This is a genomic window from Nocardiopsis coralli, assembly GCF_014892575.1.
Lineage (GTDB): Bacteria > Actinomycetota > Actinomycetes > Streptosporangiales > Streptosporangiaceae > Nocardiopsis > Nocardiopsis coralli.
The window spans coordinates 293,025-314,140 of record NZ_JADBGI010000001.1 but is presented as its reverse complement, the minus strand read 5'-3'; the positions used below and the strand labels follow the sequence as shown (position 1 = coordinate 314,140).

General features: G+C 72.1%; 15 protein-coding genes. 13 read left to right on the top strand and 2 right to left on the bottom strand.

The annotated features are described in order from the left end of the window. Positions 1–46: 46 nt before the first annotated feature. Positions 47–1,039, bottom strand: coding sequence for an AAA family ATPase (locus IDM40_RS01420; RefSeq protein WP_193120016.1), 993 nt, complete (start codon positions 1,037–1,039; stop codon positions 47–49). Positions 1,040–1,416: 377 nt separating this feature from the next. On the opposite strand from IDM40_RS01420, the gene mraZ reads away from it, so the two are divergent. From mraZ to IDM40_RS01400, 4 genes are all read left to right on the top strand, one after another. Then, positions 1,417–1,848, top strand: coding sequence for a division/cell wall cluster transcriptional repressor MraZ (gene mraZ / locus IDM40_RS01415; protein ID WP_193120015.1), 432 nt, complete (start codon positions 1,417–1,419; stop codon positions 1,846–1,848). A 271-nt stretch (positions 1,849–2,119) separates the two neighbouring features. Then, positions 2,120–3,190, top strand: a complete 1,071-nt coding sequence (gene rsmH, locus IDM40_RS01410) for a 16S rRNA (cytosine(1402)-N(4))-methyltransferase RsmH (protein ID WP_193120014.1) — start codon at positions 2,120–2,122, stop codon at positions 3,188–3,190. 12 nt (positions 3,191–3,202) lie between these two features. Further along, positions 3,203–3,628: an FtsB/FtsL family cell division protein gene (locus IDM40_RS01405; RefSeq protein WP_193120013.1), complete on the top strand. Its 426-nt coding sequence runs from the start codon at positions 3,203–3,205 to the stop codon at positions 3,626–3,628. After that, positions 3,625–5,595 (top strand): peptidoglycan D,D-transpeptidase FtsI family protein, encoded by a 1,971-nt coding sequence (locus tag IDM40_RS01400; protein WP_193120012.1) that lies wholly within the window; start codon positions 3,625–3,627, stop codon positions 5,593–5,595. Before IDM40_RS01405 ends, IDM40_RS01400 begins: the two co-directional genes overlap by 4 nt. A gap of 973 nt (positions 5,596–6,568) precedes the next feature. Here IDM40_RS01400 and mmuM read toward each other — a convergent pair. Beyond that, the gene (gene mmuM / locus IDM40_RS01395) at positions 6,569–7,489 is read right to left on the bottom strand and encodes a homocysteine S-methyltransferase (protein WP_193120011.1); all 921 of its coding nucleotides are present in this window, start codon (positions 7,487–7,489) and stop codon (positions 6,569–6,571) included. 224 nt (positions 7,490–7,713) lie between these two features. Here mmuM and IDM40_RS01390 point away from each other — a divergent pair, with 224 nt between their 5' ends. The 9 genes from IDM40_RS01390 (at position 7,714) to ftsZ (ending at position 21,052) form a co-directional block, all read left to right on the top strand. Then, positions 7,714–9,372 (top strand): UDP-N-acetylmuramoyl-L-alanyl-D-glutamate--2,6-diaminopimelate ligase, encoded by a 1,659-nt coding sequence (locus tag IDM40_RS01390; RefSeq protein ID WP_193120010.1) that lies wholly within the window; start codon positions 7,714–7,716, stop codon positions 9,370–9,372. 364 nt (positions 9,373–9,736) lie between these two features. After that, the gene (locus tag IDM40_RS01385) at positions 9,737–11,185 is read left to right on the top strand and encodes a UDP-N-acetylmuramoyl-tripeptide--D-alanyl-D-alanine ligase (RefSeq protein ID WP_193120009.1); all 1,449 of its coding nucleotides are present in this window, start codon (positions 9,737–9,739) and stop codon (positions 11,183–11,185) included. Continuing rightward, on the top strand, positions 11,182–12,252 hold the full coding sequence (gene mraY / locus IDM40_RS01380; protein ID WP_193120008.1) for a phospho-N-acetylmuramoyl-pentapeptide-transferase: 1,071 nt from the start codon (positions 11,182–11,184) through the stop codon (positions 12,250–12,252). Before IDM40_RS01385 ends, mraY begins: the two co-directional genes overlap by 4 nt. 4 nt (positions 12,253–12,256) lie before the next feature. Continuing rightward, positions 12,257–13,711 (top strand): UDP-N-acetylmuramoyl-L-alanine--D-glutamate ligase, encoded by a 1,455-nt coding sequence (gene murD / locus IDM40_RS01375; protein WP_193120007.1) that lies wholly within the window; start codon positions 12,257–12,259, stop codon positions 13,709–13,711. Positions 13,712–13,876: 165 nt separating this feature from the next. Beyond that, complete coding sequence (gene ftsW, locus IDM40_RS01370) at positions 13,877–15,310, top strand: putative lipid II flippase FtsW (protein ID WP_193120006.1); 1,434 nt, start codon at positions 13,877–13,879, stop codon at positions 15,308–15,310. After that, positions 15,307–16,467 (top strand): undecaprenyldiphospho-muramoylpentapeptide beta-N-acetylglucosaminyltransferase, encoded by a 1,161-nt coding sequence (gene murG / locus IDM40_RS01365; RefSeq protein WP_193120005.1) that lies wholly within the window; start codon positions 15,307–15,309, stop codon positions 16,465–16,467. The genes ftsW and murG overlap by 4 nt, the downstream gene beginning before the upstream one ends. Then, entirely contained in the window at positions 16,464–17,921 is a 1,458-nt protein-coding gene (murC, locus tag IDM40_RS01360) for a UDP-N-acetylmuramate--L-alanine ligase (RefSeq protein WP_193120004.1), read from the top strand. Before murG ends, murC begins: the two co-directional genes overlap by 4 nt. Before the next feature lie 127 nt (positions 17,922–18,048). Continuing rightward, positions 18,049–18,936, top strand: a complete 888-nt coding sequence (locus IDM40_RS01355; protein WP_328806906.1) for a cell division protein FtsQ/DivIB — start codon at positions 18,049–18,051, stop codon at positions 18,934–18,936. Between the two features lie 496 nt (positions 18,937–19,432). Next, the gene (gene ftsZ, locus IDM40_RS01350) at positions 19,433–21,052 is read left to right on the top strand and encodes a cell division protein FtsZ (protein WP_193120003.1); all 1,620 of its coding nucleotides are present in this window, start codon (positions 19,433–19,435) and stop codon (positions 21,050–21,052) included. The last annotated feature ends 64 nt before the right edge of the window (positions 21,053–21,116 follow it).

The window sequence follows — 21,116 nt, the reverse complement described above, 5'->3', positions numbered from 1 at the left end:
CCTCTCTCGGGGACGGGGAAGGGGCGCCGGCGCGGGCGCCCCGGGGTTACTGGGGGCCGGGGACCGGCAGGCGGGCCACGATCCGGGACACGATCTGCTCCGGGCTCAGGCGTTCCATCCGCGCCTCCGCGCCGGGCAGCAGCCGGTGGGCCAGCACCGGGACGGCCAGCGCCTGCACGTCGTCGGGGACCACGTAGTGGCGGCCGTCGAGGGCCGCGTGGGCACGCGCGGCACGCACCAGGTGCAGGGTGGCGCGGGGCGAGGCGCCCAGGTGGAGCTCGGGGGCGGTGCGGGTGGCGTTGACCAGGTCCACGACGTAGCGGCGCATCCCGGGCGCCACGTGCACCTGGCGCACCCGGTCGGCGAGCTCGCGCAGCTGGGCGGCGTCGGCCACCGGCGCGAGCGCGTCCAGGGGCGAGTCCGCGCTGTGGGAGTCGATCATGTCCAGCTCGTCCTGCGGAGCCGGGTACCCCACCGAGACACGCGCCATGAACCGGTCCCGCTGCGCCTCGGGCAGGGCGTAGGTGCCCTCCATCTCACCGGGGTTCTGCGTGGCCACGACCATGAACGGCCGCTCCAGCGCCCGGGTCTGCCCGTCCACGCTGACCTGCCGCTCCTCCATGCACTCCAGGAGCGCCGACTGCGTCTTGGGCGAGGCGCGGTTGATCTCGTCGCCGAGCACGATGTTGGCGAAGACCGGGCCCGGGTTGAACTCGAACTCGTGGCGGTCCTGGTGGTAGACGCTCACGCCGGTGATGTCGCTGGGAAGCAGGTCGGGGGTGAACTGCACCCGCTGGACCGAGCAGTCCACGGCGCGTCCCAGGGCCTTGGCGAGCATCGTCTTGCCCACACCCGGGACGTCCTCGATGAGCAGGTGCCCCTCCGCGAGAAGCACCGTCAGTGTGATGCGCAGGACATCGGGTTTTCCTTCGATGACCGTCTCGATGGCGCTCCGGATGCGCCCCGCTGCGGCGACGACCCCGCCGACCTCAGCGCGGACGCCACCCCCCTGGCCGTCGTGCTGTGTGCCGAGTGACACGAGACCCCTCCCGCTCCCTGTGGCCCCGCCTGGCGGGCGGCCGGTGCTTGCGAACCGAGGCTAGGCCGAATCCGGACGATTGCAAACCGCGATTGCCGGAATTGGCCGCCGTTGTGGCCCGAGAGGGACGAAGCCCACCGAACGCGGCCGGATCCCCTCCGTGTGCCTCCCGTGCCCCGCTGTCCGTCCCGTGCGTGTGCATCCGCACGAACGCTCGCGCCCCCCACCGCGCTCCACCGCCATGAACTGCGAAAACCCCGAAACTCTCGGCGTTCCCGCCCGACCGGAACTGTTGACCGTGGGGTGGAGTGGAGTAAGGTGGAGCGACGTGGGGGAGGAGGCTCCCCCACACCACCAGGGGCGAGGAGGTGAGCGTGATGTTCCTCGGGACCCACACGCCTCGCCTCGACCCGAAGGGGCGCCTGTTCCTTCCGGCGAAGTACCGCGACGAACTGTCCGGGGGGTTGGTGATCACGAAGGGCCAGGAACACTGCCTCTACGTCTTCCCCGTCGTGGAATTCGCCCGCCTGACCCAAGCGCTGCGCACGGCGCCGGTCACCGACAAGGCGGTGCGCGACTACAGCAGGATCCTCTTCGCCAGTGCCTCGGACGAGTCGTGCGACAAGCAGGGCCGGGTCACCATCCCGCCCCAACTCCGCGCCTACGCGGGGCTGGAGCGCGACTGCGTGGTCATCGGGGCCAACACACGCCTGGAGATCTGGTCCTCCCAGGCCTGGGCCGACTACGAGGCCGAGCAGGAACCGGCCTTCGCCCGTCTGTCGGAGGAGGTGCTGCCCGGGGTGCTGTGAGGCCGGCGGGAACCATCCGCCGAACACACGGCCCCACGTCGACTCCCTTGCGAGCCGAGGCCGGCCGGGCCTCGCCGAGCACGGCACACACGAGCTGGCGCGACTTCCCCGGTGCCAGGTCGTGAGCGCCAGACCACCGGAAGGTGGACAATGGCGGCCGTGCTCGGTGGGCCCGGCCGGGTTCGGTCGGGCCACGCGAACACACCGGCGCCCCGCCCGCGGGGAGCCGACGACGGGGAAGACGGCACGGAGCGTGGAGGAACACCACCGCATGGGGGAGACCCGAAGCGACGATCGTCCCGACGGGGACGACGCGCAGCAGCACAGCACAGACGGCAGCACCCTGGGCGCCGACCTGGCCGACCGCGTCCGCGCGGCCCGGGAAGGGCTCGACCCCCTCCACGTTCCGGTCATGCTCGACCGCATCGTCGAACTGCTCGCCCCCGCCCTCACCGAACCGGGAGCCGTCCTCGTCGACGGCACCCTCGGCCTGGGCGGACACTCCGAGGCCCTGCTCAAGGCCTGCCCCGAGATGCGCCTGGTCGGGGTGGACCGCGACACCAGCGCCCTCGAACGCAGCGCCCGGCGCCTGGAGCCCTACGCCGACCGCACCCACTTCGTGCACACGGTCTACTCCGACATCCCCGGTGCGCTGGACGAGGCCGGGGTGGGCCAGGCGCAGGCGGTCCTGCTCGACCTGGGTGTGTCCTCGCCGCAGCTGGACGAGACCGACCGCGGTTTCGCCTACGCGCACGACGCGCCCCTCGACATGCGCATGGACCGCACCCAGGAGCTCACCGCCGCCGACGTGGTCAACACGTACCCGGTCGCCGAGCTCACCCGCGTGCTGCGTGTGCACGGGGAGGAGCGCTTCGCCTCCCGCATCGCCCGCGCCATCGAGCGCCGCCGCGCCAAGGGGCCCCTGGACTCCACCAGCGAGCTCGCCGAACTGGTCCGCGAGGCGATCCCCGCCGCGACCCGGCGCACCGGCGGCCACCCGGCCAAGCGCACCTTCCAGGGGCTGCGTATCGAGGTCAACGCCGAGCTGTCCATCCTCGAGGACGCCCTCCCCGCCGCGCTCTCGCGGTTGGCGGTGGGCGGCCGCATCGCCGTGCTGTCCTACCACTCGCTGGAGGACCGCAGGACCAAGCGCGCGCTCGCCGACCTGGCCAAGGACACCACCCCCGCCGACCTGCCCGTACCCCTCCCGGACCGGCAACCGGAACTCCGCCTCCTGACCCGTGGGGCGGAACTACCGACGGACGAAGAGAACGAACAGAACCCGCGTGCCCGCTCGGCTCGGCTCCGTGCCGCCGAACGGGTGCGCGGACCTTCGCGGTAGCAGGGAGAGCAGATGAGCACGACGACCACGCGCCGCAGTCCCACGCGCGAGGGCCGGGGCAGCGCAGCGCCGAGCAAGGCCGAACCCGCGCGTCCGGCGCCGAAACCGTCGTCCGGGGGGAGCGCTGCGCACCGGTCGCGGGCCCCGCGCATCCCCTTCGTCCTGCTCGTGCTGTGCCTGTTGGGTGCGGCGCTGATGAGCCTGTTGGTGCTGCGCAGCGTCGTGGCCCAGGAGGCCTACGCCATCACGAGCCTGCAGTCGCAGAACCAGGAGCTCTCGTACCAGGAACAGCAGCTCCAGGACGAGGTCGCCCACCTGGAGAACACCGACAGGATCGCGGAGGAGGCCGAGGACATGGGCATGGAGCAGGGGGAGGCCCCGCTCTTCCTCGACCCGGACAACGGTGAGGTCATCGGCGGGCAGGGAGGCGCCGAGTGAGTTCGTCCCGCGACCGGCGCCCGCGTGATCCCCGCAGGCCGGGAGCGACGAGCCGTTCGGGCTCGCGTCCCAACAAGCGCCCCCAGCGCGAACCCCGCCGCCCCGACGGTGGGACCCGTTCGGGTGGTACCGGCCGGACCGGTGCCGCCCGCTCGGGCGCGCGCGACGTGCGCAAGGCCAGGTCCGCGCGGGCGTCGGCCCCGCCGCCCCCGCCGCCGCTGCTGCGCCGTACGTTCCGGCGGGGCGACCCGAAGAAGCGCCTGAAGATCACCGGTGTGCTCATCGTGGTGATCATGGTGCTCTTCGCCGGGCGGTTGACCCAGATCCAGGGGTTCGACGCGGAGGAGTACGCCGCGGCCGCCTCCGAGCTGCGCCTGCAGACCATCGACGTGCCCACCCTGCGCGGGCAGATCACCGATGCCGGCGGGAACCCGTTCGCGTTGTCGGTCGAGGTGCGCACGGTCTTCGTCGACCCCGAGGACATCGACCCGGACGAGCGCGACCGGGTCGTCTCGGAGCTGACCGAACGCTTCGACCTGGAGGCCGACGAGGTCGCGGCGAAGGTCGACGCGGCACCCAGCCGGTACCAGGTCGTGACCGACGGGGTGCGTCCCGAGGACTGGTACGAGTTCCGGGACCTGGGGCTGTCCGGTGTGGGCGCCGAGGTCGACTACGAGCGTGTCTACCCCGACGAGACGGGCGCGGCCGACCTGGTCGGGTTCGTCGGCGCGGAGGGCCACGGCCTGGAGGGGCTCGAGGGCTACCTGGACGAGACGCTCGCCGGTGAGGCCGGCAAGCGCCAGGTCGAGGTCGCCAACGACGGCACGCAGATCCCCATGGCCGGAGGCCTGGTGCGCGAGCCCGAGCCCGGCCAGGACGTGCGCCTGACCCTGGACCGCGACATCCAGTGGCACACCGCCCAGACCCTGGCCGAACAGGTCGAGGCCCTGGACGCCGAGGGCGGCAGCGCCATCGTGACCCGTCCCGACGGGGAGGTGCTGGCGATGGCCGACTACCCGACCTACTCCCAGGACGACGTGGGCGAGACCACCGCGGAGGACTGGTCGAACGGGGCGGTTGCCGAGACGTTCGAACCCGGCAGTACCAACAAGGTCATCACCGTCGGTTCGGCGCTGGAGGAAGGGGCGACGACCCCCGAGAGCGTCTTCACCGTTCCGTACTCGCTGCAGTACTACGACCAGACGTTCCGCAACGCCGAGAACAACGGCACCCAGCGGCTCACGGTCAACGGGATCATGGCGCAGTCCAGCAACGTGGGCACCATCAAGGTCGCCGACGAGGTCGGGGCGCAGAACCTGCACACCTACATGGACGCCTTCGGGCTGGGCCAGCCCACCGGGCTGGACCTGCCGGGGGAGGAGACCGGTGTGCTGACCGACCCCGACGACTGGTGGGGCACCCAGCTGCCGTCGGTCTCCATCGGCCACGGCCTGTCGGTCAACGCGGCGCAGATGGCCTCGGTCTACGCGACCATCGCCAACGGCGGCGAGCGCGTCGATCCCACGGTCATCGCCGGGACCGTCGACCCCGAGGGGGAGTTCACCGCGGCCGAGGAGCGCGAGAGCACCCGGGTGCTCAGCGAGGACACGGCCGATGAGCTGGCGCTGATGCTGGAGGCGGTCACCTCGGACGAGGGCACGGCGCCGCAGGCCCGCATCGACGGGTACCGCGTGGCGGGCAAGACCGGTACCGCGAACCGGATCAACCCCGAGACCGGGACCTACGACGACGGCGGGTACACCGCGACCTTCGCGGGCTTCGCCCCGGCCGACGACCCCGAGATCGTCGTGCAGGTCGTGCTGCACAACCCGCAGAGCGCCTACTACGGCGGCGAGGCGGCCGGGCCGGTCTTCAACGACATCATGAGCTTCGCGCTCAAGTCCGAACGTGTGCCGCCGACGGACGAGGACCCGCCCAACATCCGCCTGCTGGAGGACGAGGGCTGAGCCCGCGCCGGGCGGGGGAGACGCGCCCCCGCCCGGCGCGGCGTACCGTGCTGTTGTTGTGCGGGGCATGGGTCCCCGTCCGCGGGCCGAGTCTCGTGCCGGAGGTCTGTGCTCACCCGGCTCGGCCGTCGGCTGCGCCGACCTCCCGTGCCTTCGGTTCTTGCGTCGTACCGGCGCATCGGGGCCCTGTGTGTGCGTCAGGGTGTACTCGTCTGCTGACAGGGAGTCGTGCCGACCGGTTCTGATGGACCCTCCCCACGAGAGGGGCCCGTCGGCGCGTCCCCGGACCAGGGCGGTGCGTTCGACCTGTGCGTCCGCCCGGCCCGGCCCGGCTCAGTCCGTCCGTCGGCTGCGCCGACACTCGATGTCGAGCGCACGCTCCGGGCCACGTGTCGGCGCTGACCGAGTCGGCACACGGCACAGGCACCGGCCGCCCCTCTCGGGCGCCGTGAGGCGCACGCGCTCGCGCTTCGCGCGCGTGGGGGGACGGTCGCCGTGGGATCTGGCCCCTTGCGCTTCCGGCCCGGCCCACGAGCCGGACCTTGAACGTCGACGCGTGTCGGATCATGGCACTCGGCTCGGCGTGCTCGTCGGCAGTGCCGACGCCCGGCGTCGAGCTCATGCTCCGGTCCATGCGATCGCGCCGACCGAGTCAGAACCCGTCACCGGTCGCTTCTCTCGGGCACTGTGAGGAGTACGGGCTCGCGCTTCGCGCGCGTGGGGGACGGTCGCCGTGGGTTCTGGCCTTTTGGGCTTCCGGTCCGGCCCACGAGACGGACCTTGAACGTCGACGTGCGTCGGGTGCTTGTACTCGTCGGCTGCGCCGGCCTCCCGTACCTTCGGTTCTTGCCTCTTCCGCATCGGGGGCATCGGGGCTCTGTGCGTGCGTCGGCTGTGCCGACGCCCGGCGTCGAGCTCATGCTTCGGTCCATGCGTCCGCGCCGACCGAGTCGGTGGCGCCGACGGGACGGGTTCAGGCGACGGCGCGGTCCACGTGGGCACGGACCTCGGCGATGTGCTCGGGCCCGGTCCGGCAGCACCCTCCGACGAGCACCGCGCCCGCGCGCCACCACTCCACCGCGGCGGCCCCGAAATCGGCGGGCTCGCTCGTGCCCGTCCACTGGCGCGACACCGCGTCCCACAGCTCACCGGAGTTGGGGTAGGCCACCGCGTCCACACCCGCCTCGGCGACCGTGCGTACGAGGGCGGGCACCTTGCTCGGGGCCACACAGTTCACGCCCACGGCCACGAGGGAACCCTCCGCGTACGCGGGCGCCAGCTCGGCCACCACGTCCCGCAGCGGGGTGCCGTCGCTGATGCGGGAATCGTCACGGCACGTCAGGCTCACCCACGCCCGCACGCCCGGCGTCTCCGCCAGCAACCGCCGCAGCGCCCGCACCTCGGGCAGGGACGGCACGGTCTCGCACGCCATCAGGTCCGCACCCGAGTCGGCCAGCACGTGCCAGCGTTCCCGGTGCCACCGGTACAGGCCCTCCTCGTCGAGCCCGTAGGAACCGGTGTACTCCGAGCCGTCCGCCAGGAACGCCCCGTACGGCCCCACGCCCGCCGCGACCAGCCCCGACCCGTGGGCGTCGCGCTCGGCCCGTGCCATCTCCACCGAGCTCGCCACCACCCGCACGGCCTCCGACCGGGCCAGCCCGCGGGCCGTCAACGCCGGAACGTTCGCCTGGTACCCGGCGGCGATCGCCACGTCCGCGCCCGCCTCGAAGAAGTCCCGGTGCGCGCGCCGGATCACCGCGGGGTCCTCCACCAACAGCCGCGCCGACCACAGCGCGTCGCCCAGGTCACAGCCGTAGGACTCCAACCGGGTCGCCAGACCGCCGTCCAGGACCAAGGGCCTCGCGGACGTGCCCGTCCTGCCCACACAGATCACCCCCTCCGTCCTTCCACGCTAGGCCCTCCGTCCCCGTTCCCACGGCCCTCCGTCACCGGCCGCCCGACCCCTGCTTCCAGCCGACCTTCCCCGGAACCCGGGACGGGGTCCCGCACCCCCGGTAACCTGGGACTCACCGCCGCTCGCACGAGTGCCACCGCAGCCAGCGTGGAAATTACCGAGCGGTCCCCGACACCCGTTACCCTCCACACGTGCCACCGGTAATGCGACCTGAACACACTCAACTCCGTCCGCTGTCCGCCCTCGCGACGCTGCTCGGGCCGGACACCACTCTCCTGCGCCCGGACCTGCGCCCCGACACCCCCGAGGAGGCGCCCAGCAGGGAAGTGCACGTACGCGGCATCACCCACGACTCCCGCCAGGCCGGGCCCGGCGTCCTGTACGCGGCCCTGCCCGGAACGCGCGCCCACGGCGCCGACTTCGCCGACCAGGTCGCCCGCGCGGGCGCCGCGGCGATCATGACCGACCGGGCCGGGGCCGACAGAGCCGCCGCCACCGGGATCCCCGTCCTGGTGGTCCCCGATGCCCGCGCCGCGCTCGGCCGCGCCGCCTCCTGGGTCTTCGGCGACCCGGCCGGCGACCTCCTCCTGGTCGGGACCACCGGAACCAGCGGTAAGACCACGGTCACCTACCTGGTCGAGTCCGGGCTGCGCGCCGCCGGCATGAGCACCGGCCTGGTCGGAACCGTGGAGATGAGGGTCGGCGACGAGCGCGTCCAGTCCTCCCTCACCACCCCCGAGGCCACGGACCTGCACGGCCTCTTCGCCCTCATGCGCGAGCGCGGGGTCACCTCCGCCGCCATGGAGGTCTCCAGCCACGCCCTGGCCCTGGGCCGGGTCGGCGGAACCCGTTACGACGTCGCGGTCTTCACGAACCTGTCGCAGGACCACCTGGACTTCCACCCCGACCTGCGCGACTACTTCGAGACCAAGGCCCGTCTCTTCAGCCCCGATTACTGCGACATCGCCGTGGTCAACGCCGACGACCGCTTCGGCCGCGCCCTGGTCGACATGGTCGCCGGGGACGGCCGCGTCCCGGTCACCACCTTCGGCGTGGAGGGCTTCACCGACGCCGACCCCTCCACCGCGATGAACCCCGACTGGCGCGCCGTCGACGTGCACATGGGCAACACCGGCAGCACCTTCCGGATCGTCGGACCGGGCGGGATGGAGGCCAAGGCGTCGGTCGCCCTGCCCGGCCCCTTCAACATCTCCAACGCCATGGCGGCGATCGTCGGGCTCGTCGAGGCCGGCGTCCCGCTGGAGACCGCCATCGAGGGTGTGGCCGCCGCACCGGGGGTGCCCGGCCGCATGGAACCCGTCGTGGCGCAGGGCAACACCGCCCACCTGCAAGACTTCACCGCCATCGTCGACTACTCCCACAAACCGGGTGCGATCGAGGCGGTCCTGACGGCGCTGCGCGAGACCACCGAGGGGCGCGTCCACATGGTCGTGGGCTGCGGCGGGGACCGCGACCGGGCCAAACGCCCCCTCATGGGCGAGGCCGCGGCCCGCCTGGCCGACGAGCTCGTGGTCACCAACGACAACCCCCGTACCGAGGACCCGGTCTCCATCGCCACCGCGATGCTCGAGGGGGTGACGAAGGTCCCGGAGGACCAGCGCGCCCGCGTCACCGTGGAGTTCGACCGCGCCGCCGCGATCGGCCTTGCCGTGGCCCGTGCCGAACCCGGCGACACCGTGGTCGTGGCCGGCAAGGGCCATGAGACCGGCCAGTACGTCAAGGGTGAGGTCCTGCCCTTCGACGACCGCGAGGTGCTGCGCGGGGCCATCGAGGACCGCCTGCGGGTCAGCGCCCGCGAGCGCCTCGGCGACGCCCTGCGAGACATCCACCGCACACCCTGACCCGCGCGACACTCACGCGCGGGAGCACCCCCGCTCGGGGTGCGGGCCCGGCCCGTACCCCGTACCGTGGCGCACGGATCGTGCGCCGGACCCCCGAATGCGGTCACGAAGTGGAGCACATTGCTTCACACGGGCCCCGTGAGGACCTCGAACACCCCAACATGTTCTAAGGTAGGTCCGGCAATCGCAGCCCGACACGTGCCGCCCACTGGGGCGCCCACGCACGCGGCACGGGCCGCCGTCGTGGTGAGGCCCGGCGCGTCGCACACGGCATCCGCGGTGCCCATCCCCTGACCTGAAACTCCGGCCGGGTGGCCATCCGCCCTCGAGGCGTCGTGGACCGGGCCTGACATGAGGAGTGGATTTGATCGCGCTCACGCTCGATCGGATCGCTGAGATCACCCAGACCGCTCTCGGCGGATCAGCGCGCCCCGACACCGTCGTCGACGGTCCCGTCGTCATCGACTCCCGACAGGTCGCCCCGGGCGCCCTGTTCGTGGCCCTGGGCGGCGAGCGCGTGGACGGCCACGACTTCGCCGCCACGGCGGTCGGGGCCGGAGCCGTCGCGGTACTGGCCTCGCGACCGATCGACGAGCCCCACCTGCTGGTGGACGGCGGTGACGACGAGGTCGTCGCGGCCCTGGCCCGCCTGGCCTCCTACGTGGCGCGGCAGCTCGGCGACCCCGAGCGGGGATCCGAAGCGGCCCAGATCGTCGGGGTCACCGGATCCTCCGGCAAGACCACCACCAAGGACCTCATCGCGCAGGTCGTGGACCACACCGGGCCGACCGTCGCGCCGGCCGGGTCGTTCAACAACGAGATCGGCCACCCGCTGACCGTCCTGCGGGCCGACGAGGGCACCCGGAACCTGGTGCTCGAGGTCGCGGCCCGTGGCATCGGCCACATCGCCCATCTGTGCAAGGTCGCGCCACCCCGCATCGGCGTCGTCCTCAACGTCGGCAGTGCCCACATGGGCGAGTTCGGCGACCGCGAAGCCATCGCCAAGGCCAAGGGCGAGCTCGTCGAGTCCCTGCCGCCGGGCAGCGACACCCCCGGCCGGGGCGGGGTCGCGGTACTCAACGCCGACGACCCGCGCGTACGCGCCATGGCCTCCCGCACGTCCGCGCGCGTGGTGCTCTACGGCACCGGCGAGGACGCCGACGTGCGCGCCACCGACGTCGTCCTGGGCCGGACCGGCGCCCCCGCCTTCACCCTCAACCTGGGCGGGCGCAGCGCGCAGGTGACCCTCTCGCTCGTGGGCGCCCACCAGGTCCACAACGCACTGGCCACCGCCGCGGCCGCCGCCGAGCTCGGGATGGACATCGACGAGATCGCACGCGCACTCGGGGAGGCCACCCCCGTCAGCCGGTGGCGCATGGAGGTCACCGAGCACGGGGGCACGACCTTCGTCAACGACGCCTACAACGCCAACCCCGAGTCCATGCGGGCGGCGCTCACCACCCTGGGAGCCCTGGCCGAGGGCCGCCGCTCCATCGCTGTGCTCGCCCACATGGCCGAACTGGGCGAGGACGGCGACCAGGCGCACGAACGCATCGGGGCCCTGGCCGCCGAGACCGGTGTGGCGCACCTGATCGTCGTCGGCGATCAGGCCCGGGGCATCGCCGCCGGGGCCGAGCGCGCCGCCGCCGACGGGAACTGGCAGGGTGAGAGCATCCGGGTTCCCGACGCCGAGGCGGCCGCCGCCGCGCTGCGTGAACGGATGCGTGCAGGAGACGTCATCATCGTGAAGGGATCGCGCGTGGCAGCGCTCGAAAAGGTTGTCGACCTCATCACCGAGGAGGATGCCCAGTGATCGGCATCTCCCTGGCGGCGGCGCTGTCGCTGATCGTCTCCATGGCGCTCATGCCGTGGCTGATCAACCTCCTGTACCGGTTCAAGTTCGGACAGGAGGTCCGCGACGACGGGCCCGAGGGCCACAAGACCAAACAGGGCACGCCCACGATGGGCGGCATGGTCATCATCCTCGGCGCCGTCATCGGGTACTTCGTCGCTCACGCGGCGATGGTCCTGACGGGAACCGGGGCCGGCCCGACCGTCTCCGGCCTCCTGGTGATGTTCCTGTTCGTCGGGATGGGCTGCGTCGGCTTCCTCGACGACTTCATCAAGATCTACAAGCGCCGCAGCCTCGGTCTGCGCAGCGGCGCCAAGATGGTCGGACAGGCCGTCGTCGGCATCGGTTTCGCCTACGGCGTCACCCAGTTCCCCAACGGCTACGGCTACACCCCCGCCGCCCCCCAGCTGTCCTTCCTTCGCGACTTCGGGCCGCCGCTGATGATCGGCCTGTTCGTGCTGTGGGCGCTGTTCCTCATCGTGGGCTTCTCCAACGCCGTCAACCTCACCGACGGGCTGGACGGCCTGGCCACCGGCGCGGTCATCCTGTCGCTGGTCGCCTACATCTTCATCGGCAACTGGCAGCTGCGCCAGTCCTGCGTGGAAGCGCTCACCGCCAACTGCTACCAGGTCCGCGACCCCCTCGACCTGGCCGTGGTGGCCGCCGCGGTACTGGGCGCGTGCATCGCCTTCCTGTGGTTCAACGCCCCGCCGGCCAAGATCTTCATGGGCGACACCGGTTCCCTGGCGCTGGGCGGCCTCATCGTGGGTCTGGCCATCACCACCCGCACCCAGCTCCTGCTGCTGCTCATCGGCGGTCTTTTCGTCATCATCACCCTGTCGGTGATGGTGCAGATCACCTCGTTCCGCTTCACCGGCAAACGCATCTTCCGCATGGCGCCCCTGCAGCACCACTTCGAGCTCAAGGGCTGGGCCGAGACGACCATCGTGATCCGTTTCTGGATCATCCAGGGCCTGTTCGTGGCCACGGCCATCGGACTCTTCTACCTGGAATGGATGCCGAGGTAAGAGCATGGCGAACGAGATCCCCGAGACCCCGAACGACCGCCCCGGCGCAGACCTGGCCGGGCGCCGGGTGTGCGTGGCCGGCCTGGGAGTGTCCGGGCCCCCGGTGGCCCGTGCCCTGCTCTCTCGCGGCGCGCACGTCACCGTGGTGGACGGCCGCGACGACGACACCACCCGGGCCCTGTCCGAGCAGCTCACGGCGGACGGCGCCGAGGTCGTGCTCGGCTCCACCCCGCTGCCCGAGGACTGCGACCTGGTCGTCACCTCCCCGGGATGGCGCCCCGATTCGCCCCTGCTCGTGCGGGCCGTGGAGACCGGCGTCGAGGTCATCGGCGACGTCGAACTCGCCTGGCGCCTGCGCCCCGCCCACCAGGTGTGGCTGGCGGTGACCGGCACCAACGGCAAGACCACGACCGTGCGCATGCTCGAGGCGATGCTGCACGCCGACGGGCGCAACGCCCTGGCCGTGGGCAACGTCGGAACCCCGATCATCGACGCGGTCCTGCCCGACGAGCAGGGCCAGGTGCACGACGTGCTCGCGGTGGAGCTCTCCAGCTTCCAACTGCACTGGTCCAACACCGTGCGCCCGCACGCCGCGGTCGTGCTCAACGTCGCCCCCGACCACCTCGACTGGCACGGCGGCCTCGACCCGTACGCCCGGGCCAAGGGCCGTGTCTTCGCGCGCGGCACCACCCGCGTGGTCAACACCGCCGACGAGTGGTCGGTGCGTCTGGCCGAGGAGGAGGGCGACCCGCACACCCCCGCGATCGGACTGCGCCTGGACACCCCCCGCCCCGGTGAGCTCGGCGTCGTCGAGGACCTGCTGGTCGACCGGGCGTTCGTGCCCGACCCCGTGCGCGGTGCCGAGGAGCTGGCCTCCCTGGCCGACGTGCGCCCGGCCGCCCCGCACAACGTCGCCAACGCCCTGGCCGCGGCGGCCCTCGCCCGTTCCATCGGGGTGGAACCGGGGTCCGTGCGCGCCGGCCTGCGGGCCTTCGAGCCCGAGCCGCACCGCATCTCCCACGTGGCCTCGGTCGGGGGCGTGGACTACGTCGACGACTCCAAGGCCACCAACCCGCACGCCGCCCTGGCCTCCCTGCGCGCCTTCGACTCCGTGGTGTGGGTCGCCGGCGGGCTGCTCAAGGGGGCCGAGGTCGACGGCCTGGTCGCCGAGGCCGCCCAACGCCTGCGCGCCGCTGTGCTCGTGGGCGCCGACCGGGCGCAGATCCGCGAGGCCCTGGCAGCGCGCCTGCCCGATCTGCCCGTGGTCGAGGTCGCCGGCCCGGCCGAGGACGCCCCGGCCGAGCACGGGGTCATGGACGCCGTGGTCGCCGAGGCCGCTGCGCTGGCGGGGGAGGGCGACACCGTCCTGCTCGCCCCGGCCGCCGCGTCCATGGACATGTTCGTCAACTACCACGAACGCGGTGACCTGTTCACCGAGGCGGTCAAGCGACTGCTCTGAGTGACCGTTCGGGGCCCGCCCGTCACCCTCCGGCGTGCGGGCCCCGGAGCTGTGCGCACTACCACTCCCACCGCCGCCGAAGATGGCCAACACGCGGGAAATGTCCACGGTTCCCGACCCGCCGGTACGCCACTATTGAGGCGCGAATCGTGCGGAGGGTGCGGGATGGCAACGACGGCGGCGGCCCCGGGGCGGACCGGGGCACCGAACAAGAAGAAGCAGGGCAAGGACAGCGGGCGGGAACGCCCGCTGTGGCATGAGTGGACCCGTTCGCTCAGCCGGCCCCTGACCTCCTACTACCTGATCCTGGCCTCGAGCCTGCTGCTCATCGGCCTGGGGCTGGTCATGGTGCTGTCCTCGACGATGGTCGACTCCATCACCGAGACCGGGTCGGCCTTCTCGATGTTCCAGCGCCAGCTCGCCTCGGCGGCGGTGGGGCTCCCGCTGATGCTGCTGGCCGCCCAGACCCCCGTGTGGATCTTCCGGCTCATCGGCTACCCGGCGATGATCGTGTCGGTGGCGCTGCTGCTGCTCACCGTCTTCCACGGCACCGAGGTCAACGGTGCCATGCGCTGGCTGGAGGTCGGCGAGTTCCGCATCCAGCCCTCCGAGCCCGCCAAGCTCGCCTTCGCCCTGTGGGGCGCCAACATCCTCGCCCGCAAGGACGAACTGCGCGAGCTCACCGAGTGGCGGCACCTGCTCATCCCGCTGCTGCCCGGGTGCGGTCTGCTGACCATGCTCGTGCTGCTCGGCTCCGACCTGTCCACCAGCCTCGTGCTGCTGCTCATCTTCCTCGCGCTGCTGTGGGTGGCCGGTGCGCCCGGCAAGCTCTTCGTGGCCATGTTCGGACTGGTCATGGCGCTGGCCGCGATCGTCATCGCCATCGAACCCTTCCGGATCGAGCGTGTGACCGCCTTCCTCGACCCCGAGGCCGACCCCGGCGGCGACGGATACCAATCCCTGCACGGGCTCTACGCCCTCGGCACCGGCGGCCTGCTCGGTGTGGGGATCGGGGCCAGCCGCGAGAAGTGGGGGTTCCTGCCCTTCGCCGAGTCCGACTTCATCTTCGCCATCATCGGCGAGGAGTTCGGCCTGCTCGGAACCGTCGTGGTCCTGGGCGTCTTCGGTGTTCTGGGTTACGCCGGGCTCCGGGTGGCCATGCGCGTCAAGGACCCCTTCGCCCGCCTGGCCGCCGCCGCCATCGTGACGTGGGTCATCGGCCAGTCCATGATCAACATCGCCGCCGTCATCGGCCTCGTCCCGGTCACGGGCATCCCGCTCCCGCTGGTCTCCTACGGTGGATCCTCGCTGATCCCGACCATGATCGCCCTCGGGATCCTGCTCGGGCTGGCCCGCTCCGAACCCCAGGCGGCCCGGGCCCTGGCCGCCCGCGGACCGAGTCGGGTCCAAAGGGCTCTAAGCTGGCTGGGTCTGGACAAGACGTCCGCCCCCACGGACGAACGGGCCGCGGCGGCGGCGTCCGGGCGAACCACTCGGGCCCCGCGCAGGCCGGGCACGCGTGGAACCAAGACAACGGTCAAGCACAGCAGCGGACCGGTCCCGGCGGGTGACCGGCCAAGGAGGAATAGGCGACGATGAGGGTAGCCCTCGCCGGAGGCGGCACGGCCGGGCATATCGAGCCCGCGCTCTCCCTTGCGGACGCGCTGCGGCGCATCGACCCCAACACGGAGATCCTGTGCCTGGGGACCGAGCGGGGACTGGAGAACCGCCTCGTGCCCATGCGCGGCTACGAGCTCGGTCTGATCCCCGCGGTGCCCCTGCCCCGCAAACTCACCCCCAGGCTCCTGACCGTGCCCGGCAAGCTCGCCGGAGCGCTCAGCGCCGCAGGTGAACAGCTCGACCGCATCCAGGCCGACGTCATCGTCGGTTTCGGCGGCTACGTGGCCACCCCCGGGTACCTGGCCGCGCGCCGCCGGCGCATCCCCATGGTCGTGCACGAGGCCAACCCGCTGCCCGGGCTCGCCAACCGGCTCGGCGCGCGCCTGTCCCCGCACGTCTACACCGGGCACCCGCACACGCAGATCCGTAACGGCCGTTTCGTCGGGATCCCGCTGCGCGAGCAGATCTCCTCCCTGGACCGCCTGGCCATGGGAGACAAGGCCCGCGCCTACTTCGGCCTGCGCCCCGACCTGCCCACCCTGCTCATCTTCGGCGGCTCCCAGGGCGCCCAGCGCATCAACGAGACCGCCTTCTCCGCGGTCCCGGCGTTCGCGCGCGCCGGGGTCCAGGTCCTGCACGTGGTCGGCCCCAAGAACGCCGACGAACCCCAGGACCTCACCCAGGACGGCGTTCCCTACGTCGCCGTGCCCTACGTCGACCGCATGGACATGGCCTACGCCGCCGCCGACGTCGCCATGTGCCGCTCCGGCGCGATGACCTGCGCCGAGCTCACCGCCGTGGGCCTGCCCGGTGCCTTCGTGCCCCTGGCGATCGGCAACGGTGAGCAGCGCCTCAACGCCGAGCCCATCGTCCAGGCCGGCGGCGGTGTCATGATCGACAACGCCGACCTGTCCACCGACTGGATCACCGGCGAACTGATCCCCATGCTCACCGACACCGACCGGATCGTCTCCATGTCCGAGGCCGCCGCCCGTATGGGGCGCCGCGACGCCGACATGGAGCTGGCCCGCGAGGTGATGGCCATCGCCCGCGGTGACAAGCCCACACCCGAGATGCACGTCTCCGAGGACGACTTCGACGAGGAGTTCCAGGACGACGGGAAGGACGCACGATGAGCCTGGTCCGGCCGACCGACCCGGTCCCCGTCGACAAGCTGGGCCGGACCCACTTCATCGGCCTGGGCGGGGCCGGGATGTCCGGCATCGCCCGTGTGCTGCTGCAGTCGGGCGCCGAGGTCTCCGGCAGCGACGCGCGCGACAGCGACACCCTGCGCGAGCTCGAGCAGATGGGCGCCGACGTCCACGTGGGCCACGCCGCCGAGAACCTGGGACCCGCCGACACCCTGGTGATCTCCTCCGCCATCCGGGAGGACAACCCCGAGCTCGTCGAGGCCCAGCGCCGCGGCCTGCGCATCCTGCCGCGCGCCGCCGCCCTCGGAGCGCTCCTCCTGGGCCGCGAGGGCATCGCGGTCTCGGGCACCCACGGCAAGACCACCACCACCTCGATGGTCACCGTGGTCCTGCAGCACCTGGGCGCCGAGCCCGGGTACGTCATCGGGGGCAAGCTCGTCACCACCGGCCTCGGCGCGGACGCCGGGATCGGCGGCCCCATCGCGGTGGAGGCCGACGAGAGCGACGGCTCCTTCCTCATGCTCTCGCCGAAGATCGCCGTGGTCACCAACGTCGAGGCCGACCACCTCGACAACTACAGCGGCCTGGACGAGATCCACGCCAACTTCGCCTCGTTCGTCGACCGCGTCGAGCGCACCCTGATCGTGGGCATCGACGACCCGGGCGCACGCCGTGTGGCCGAACTGGGCCGCGAGCGCGGCAAGCGGGTGCTGACCTACGGCGAGGCCCCCGAGGCCGACTACCGGGTCTCCGGCATCCGGGCCCGCGGGTTCACCACCGAGTTCACCCTGCACACGGCCGACAACGAGCCCATCGTCGGACAGCTCGCCGTGCCGGGCCGCCACAACGTGCTCAACGCCGCCGCGGCCGTGGCGGTGGCCGACGAGCTCGGCCACGACCTGGAGATCGCGGTCGAGGGCATCGCCGACTTCGCCGGTGCCGCCCGCCGCTTCGAGCTCAAGGGCGAGGGCGCCGGGGTGGGTGTCTACGACAGTTACGCCCATCACCCCACCGAGATCGAGGCCGACCTGCACGCCACCCGTGCGGCCCTGGAGTCGTTCGGCGAGGAGTCCCCGGAACTGGCCGGCGGCCGAGTCGTGGCGGTGTTCCAACCGCACCTGTACAGCCGCACCCGGTTCTTCGCCGACGAGTTCGCCGCCGCCCTCGACCTGGCCGACGAGGTCGTGGTCATGGAGGTCTACGCAGCCCGCGAGGACCACGACCCCGACGTGACCGGCGAGCTCATCACGTCCCGCATCGACCGGGACGGCGTGTGGTACGTGCCCGGGCGCGAAGCCGTGGTCCGCAAGGCCGCGGAGCTCGCGCGACCGGGCGACATCGTGCTGACCATGGGCGCCGGCGACGTCACCGAGCTGGGCCCGCACATCGTCGAGGCCCTGGCCGCGAGCGCCGAGCCCGGGGAAGCCACCCCGGCCTGACCCGTGCACCGGGCGCGTCCCCACCACTGCGGGCGGGGGCGCGCCCGGCCCCGTCAGCGCACCCCCTCGGCCGCTCGCGTGGTGGGGTGGTCGGGCAAGGCGTGTGTGGACGACGGGAGTGTGGAGAGTGGGCACCGAGCCGAAGGAGACCGAGCCCGAGAAGGCGGCCAAGGCCGGGAAGGGCTCCTCCGCGGGGGACGGGCCGAAAAAGCCCGGCGCCCGTGGCAAGAAGAAGGACCGCAAGGGCAAGAAGGCCGCCGCGGCCGACGGTTCCACCAAGGCCCAGGCCGGAGGCGACGGCACAGGCACCGGACCGGAGGACACCGCTGCCGGAGGGTCCGACCCCTGGAAGCTCGCCTTCGTCGCCCTGCTCGTGGTCGGCCTCGTGTGCGTGGTCGCGTGGGTCCTGCTCGGATCGCGCCTGCTCGTGGTACGCGACGTCTCCGTCGAGGGGCTGGAACGCGTTCCCGAACAGGAGGCCGTCCAGGCCGCGGGCGTGGACACCGGCACCCCCCTGATCCGCGTCGACCTGGGCGCGGCCGAGGGCCGCGTCGCCGACCTCGACCTGGTCGAGGAGGTGGAGGTCGCCCGCAGCTGGCCCGCCACCCTGCGCGTCGAGGTGACCGAGCGCCAACCCGTGCTCGCCGTACGCGTGGGGGAGGGGTACCGGCTCATCGACGGCGACGGGGTCCGCATCGAGGACTCCGACGCCCGCCCCGGGGCCCAACCGCTCGTGCGCGTGACCGGCGAGGTCGAGGGCAACGCCGGGGTGCGCGCCGCCTCCGACATCGTCGAGACCGCCCCCGACTCCCTCCTCGCGCAGATGCAGCTCATCGACGCCTCCGAGGGCGGGGAGATCACGGTCCAGCTCGCCGACGGCTCCACCGTGGAATGGGGAGACGCCTCCGACACCGAGGACAAGAGCGACGTCCTCCGGGTCCTCATGGGCGAACACCCCCCGCAGGACGGACAGGTCTACGACGTCTCCAACCCCGACCTCGCCATCGTCAAGTGAAGGCCGAACCACTCCGGGCCCAAGAAAACGGACGCTCCGGGAAAAGGGGGACACGGGGGAACGGTCGCCCGTGTTCGGTCGGGGCACCGTCCACACCATTCGTGGTGTTGGACATTCGGGACGCGACGCGCCGGGTCGGCGCTTGGCTTCCTCGTGTTATGCGCAGTTAGGCTGATGCCGTGATCGGTTGCCCGTGGTCGGCGGCCCGCTTACTGTCGGGGACACAACCACGGTCAACTGAGCAGCAAGACACGCTTGTCGGGGTACTTGGGAAACGTTCCGTTCCATCACAGGGTGGACCACATCACCGAACGGTGGTGCCGGACCGGATCCGAAGGCCCCGGGAACCCGGAGTCTTCCGCGGGCAGAGGCCCACGGTCCCGGGAACCCGAACGCACACTGTAGAACCGGATGCCGGACCGGCCCGACCTCCCGGCGGTACACCCGTCGGACACGGTGCCGGACAGGCACATTGCGAGCGGAAAGGCCCCTCGTCGTGGCAGCACCGCAGAACTACCTCGCGGTCATCAAAGTCGTCGGCATCGGCGGCGGCGGTGTCAACGCCGTCAACCGAATGATCGAAGAGGGGCTCAAGGGCGTCGAGTTCATCGCGATCAATACTGATGCCCAGGCGCTGTTGATGAGCGATGCCGACGTCAAACTCGACGTCGGACGTGAACTCACCCGCGGCCTCGGAGCCGGAGCCAACCCCGACGTGGGGCGCAAGGCGGCCGAGGACCACCGTGAGGAGATCGAAGAAGTCCTCAAGGGCGCCGACATGGTCTTCGTGACCGCCGGGGAGGGCGGCGGCACCGGGACCGGGGGAGCCCCGGTCGTGGCCAACATCGCCCGCTCCCTCGGAGCCCTGACCATCGGCGTGGTCACCCGGCCCTTCGGTTTCGAGGGCAAGCGCCGGGCCACCCAGGCCGAGTCCGGCATCGCGATGCTCAGGGAGGAGGTCGACACCCTGATCGTCATCCCGAACGACCGGCTCCTGTCGATCTCCGACCGCCAGGTCAGTGTGCTGGACGCCTTCAAGGCGGCCGACCAGGTCCTGCTCTCGGGTGTCCAGGGCATCACCGACCTCATCACGACGCCCGGCCTGATCAACCTCGACTTCGCCGACGTCAAGTCGGTGATGTCCGGAGCAGGGTCCGCGCTCATGGGGATCGGATCGGCACGGGGGGACGATCGTGCGGTCGCGGCCGCAGAGATGGCGATCTCCTCACCCCTGCTCGAAGCCAGTATCGACGGGGCGCACGGCGTCCTGCTCTCCATCCAGGGCGGGTCCGATCTGGGCCTGTTCGAGATCAACGAGGCCGCACAGCTGGTCGCCAACTCCGCGGCGCCCGAGGCCAACATCATCTTCGGCGCGGTCATCGACGACGCCCTGGGCGACGAGGTCCGGGTGACGGTGATCGCCGCGGGCTTCGACGAACCCGAGGTCACCGGGCCGGTCGTGCGGGAGCACAAGCCGGTGGACCCTCCTGAGGCCGACGCCCCCAAGGCGGGCATCACGTCCGGTCGGGGGGAGCCGTCCTCCGCGGCGAGCCGGCCCACCGCGGGCGCGAGCGGGACGTCGGCCACCAGCACGCCCTGGATCTCCGGGACCGCCCGCACCGAACGGAGCGAGGCCGCCCCGGCGCCCGAGCCCGAGCGTGCACACGAACGCCCGACGGCCCGGCCCGCGCAGTCCGTCCAGCCGGAGCGCAACGCTCAGGCCACCCGGCCCACCGAGCCGGTCCGGACCGAGCCGAGCCGCCCGGTCCAGCAGACCCCGGTCGCGCCCGAGCCGGAACCGGAGCCCGAGCCGGAGACCCCGGTAGCGCCGTGGAACCGCACCCCGGAGCCCGAACCGGCCTCCGAGCCCGAGACCCCGGCCCGGGAGCCCTACGAGGCCCCGCTCTCCCACGGTGGGCCCGCCCCGCGTGAGGAGAGGGAGCCCGAGCCGGTGGAGGAATCCGCGGACGAGGCCTCCGACCGGCACGAGGAGCAGTCCGGCCACATCCACGCGGTCGCCGACAGCGCCGCCGAGCGCAGGGAGTCCTCCACGCCCCGGCGTCGGGTCATCTTCGACGACCCCGACGACCTGGACGTGCCGGAGTTCCTGAAGTAGCTCTCCGACGCCCGGATACCATCGACGTGTCAACCGGCCCCGCCCGACATGGCGGGGCCGTTCA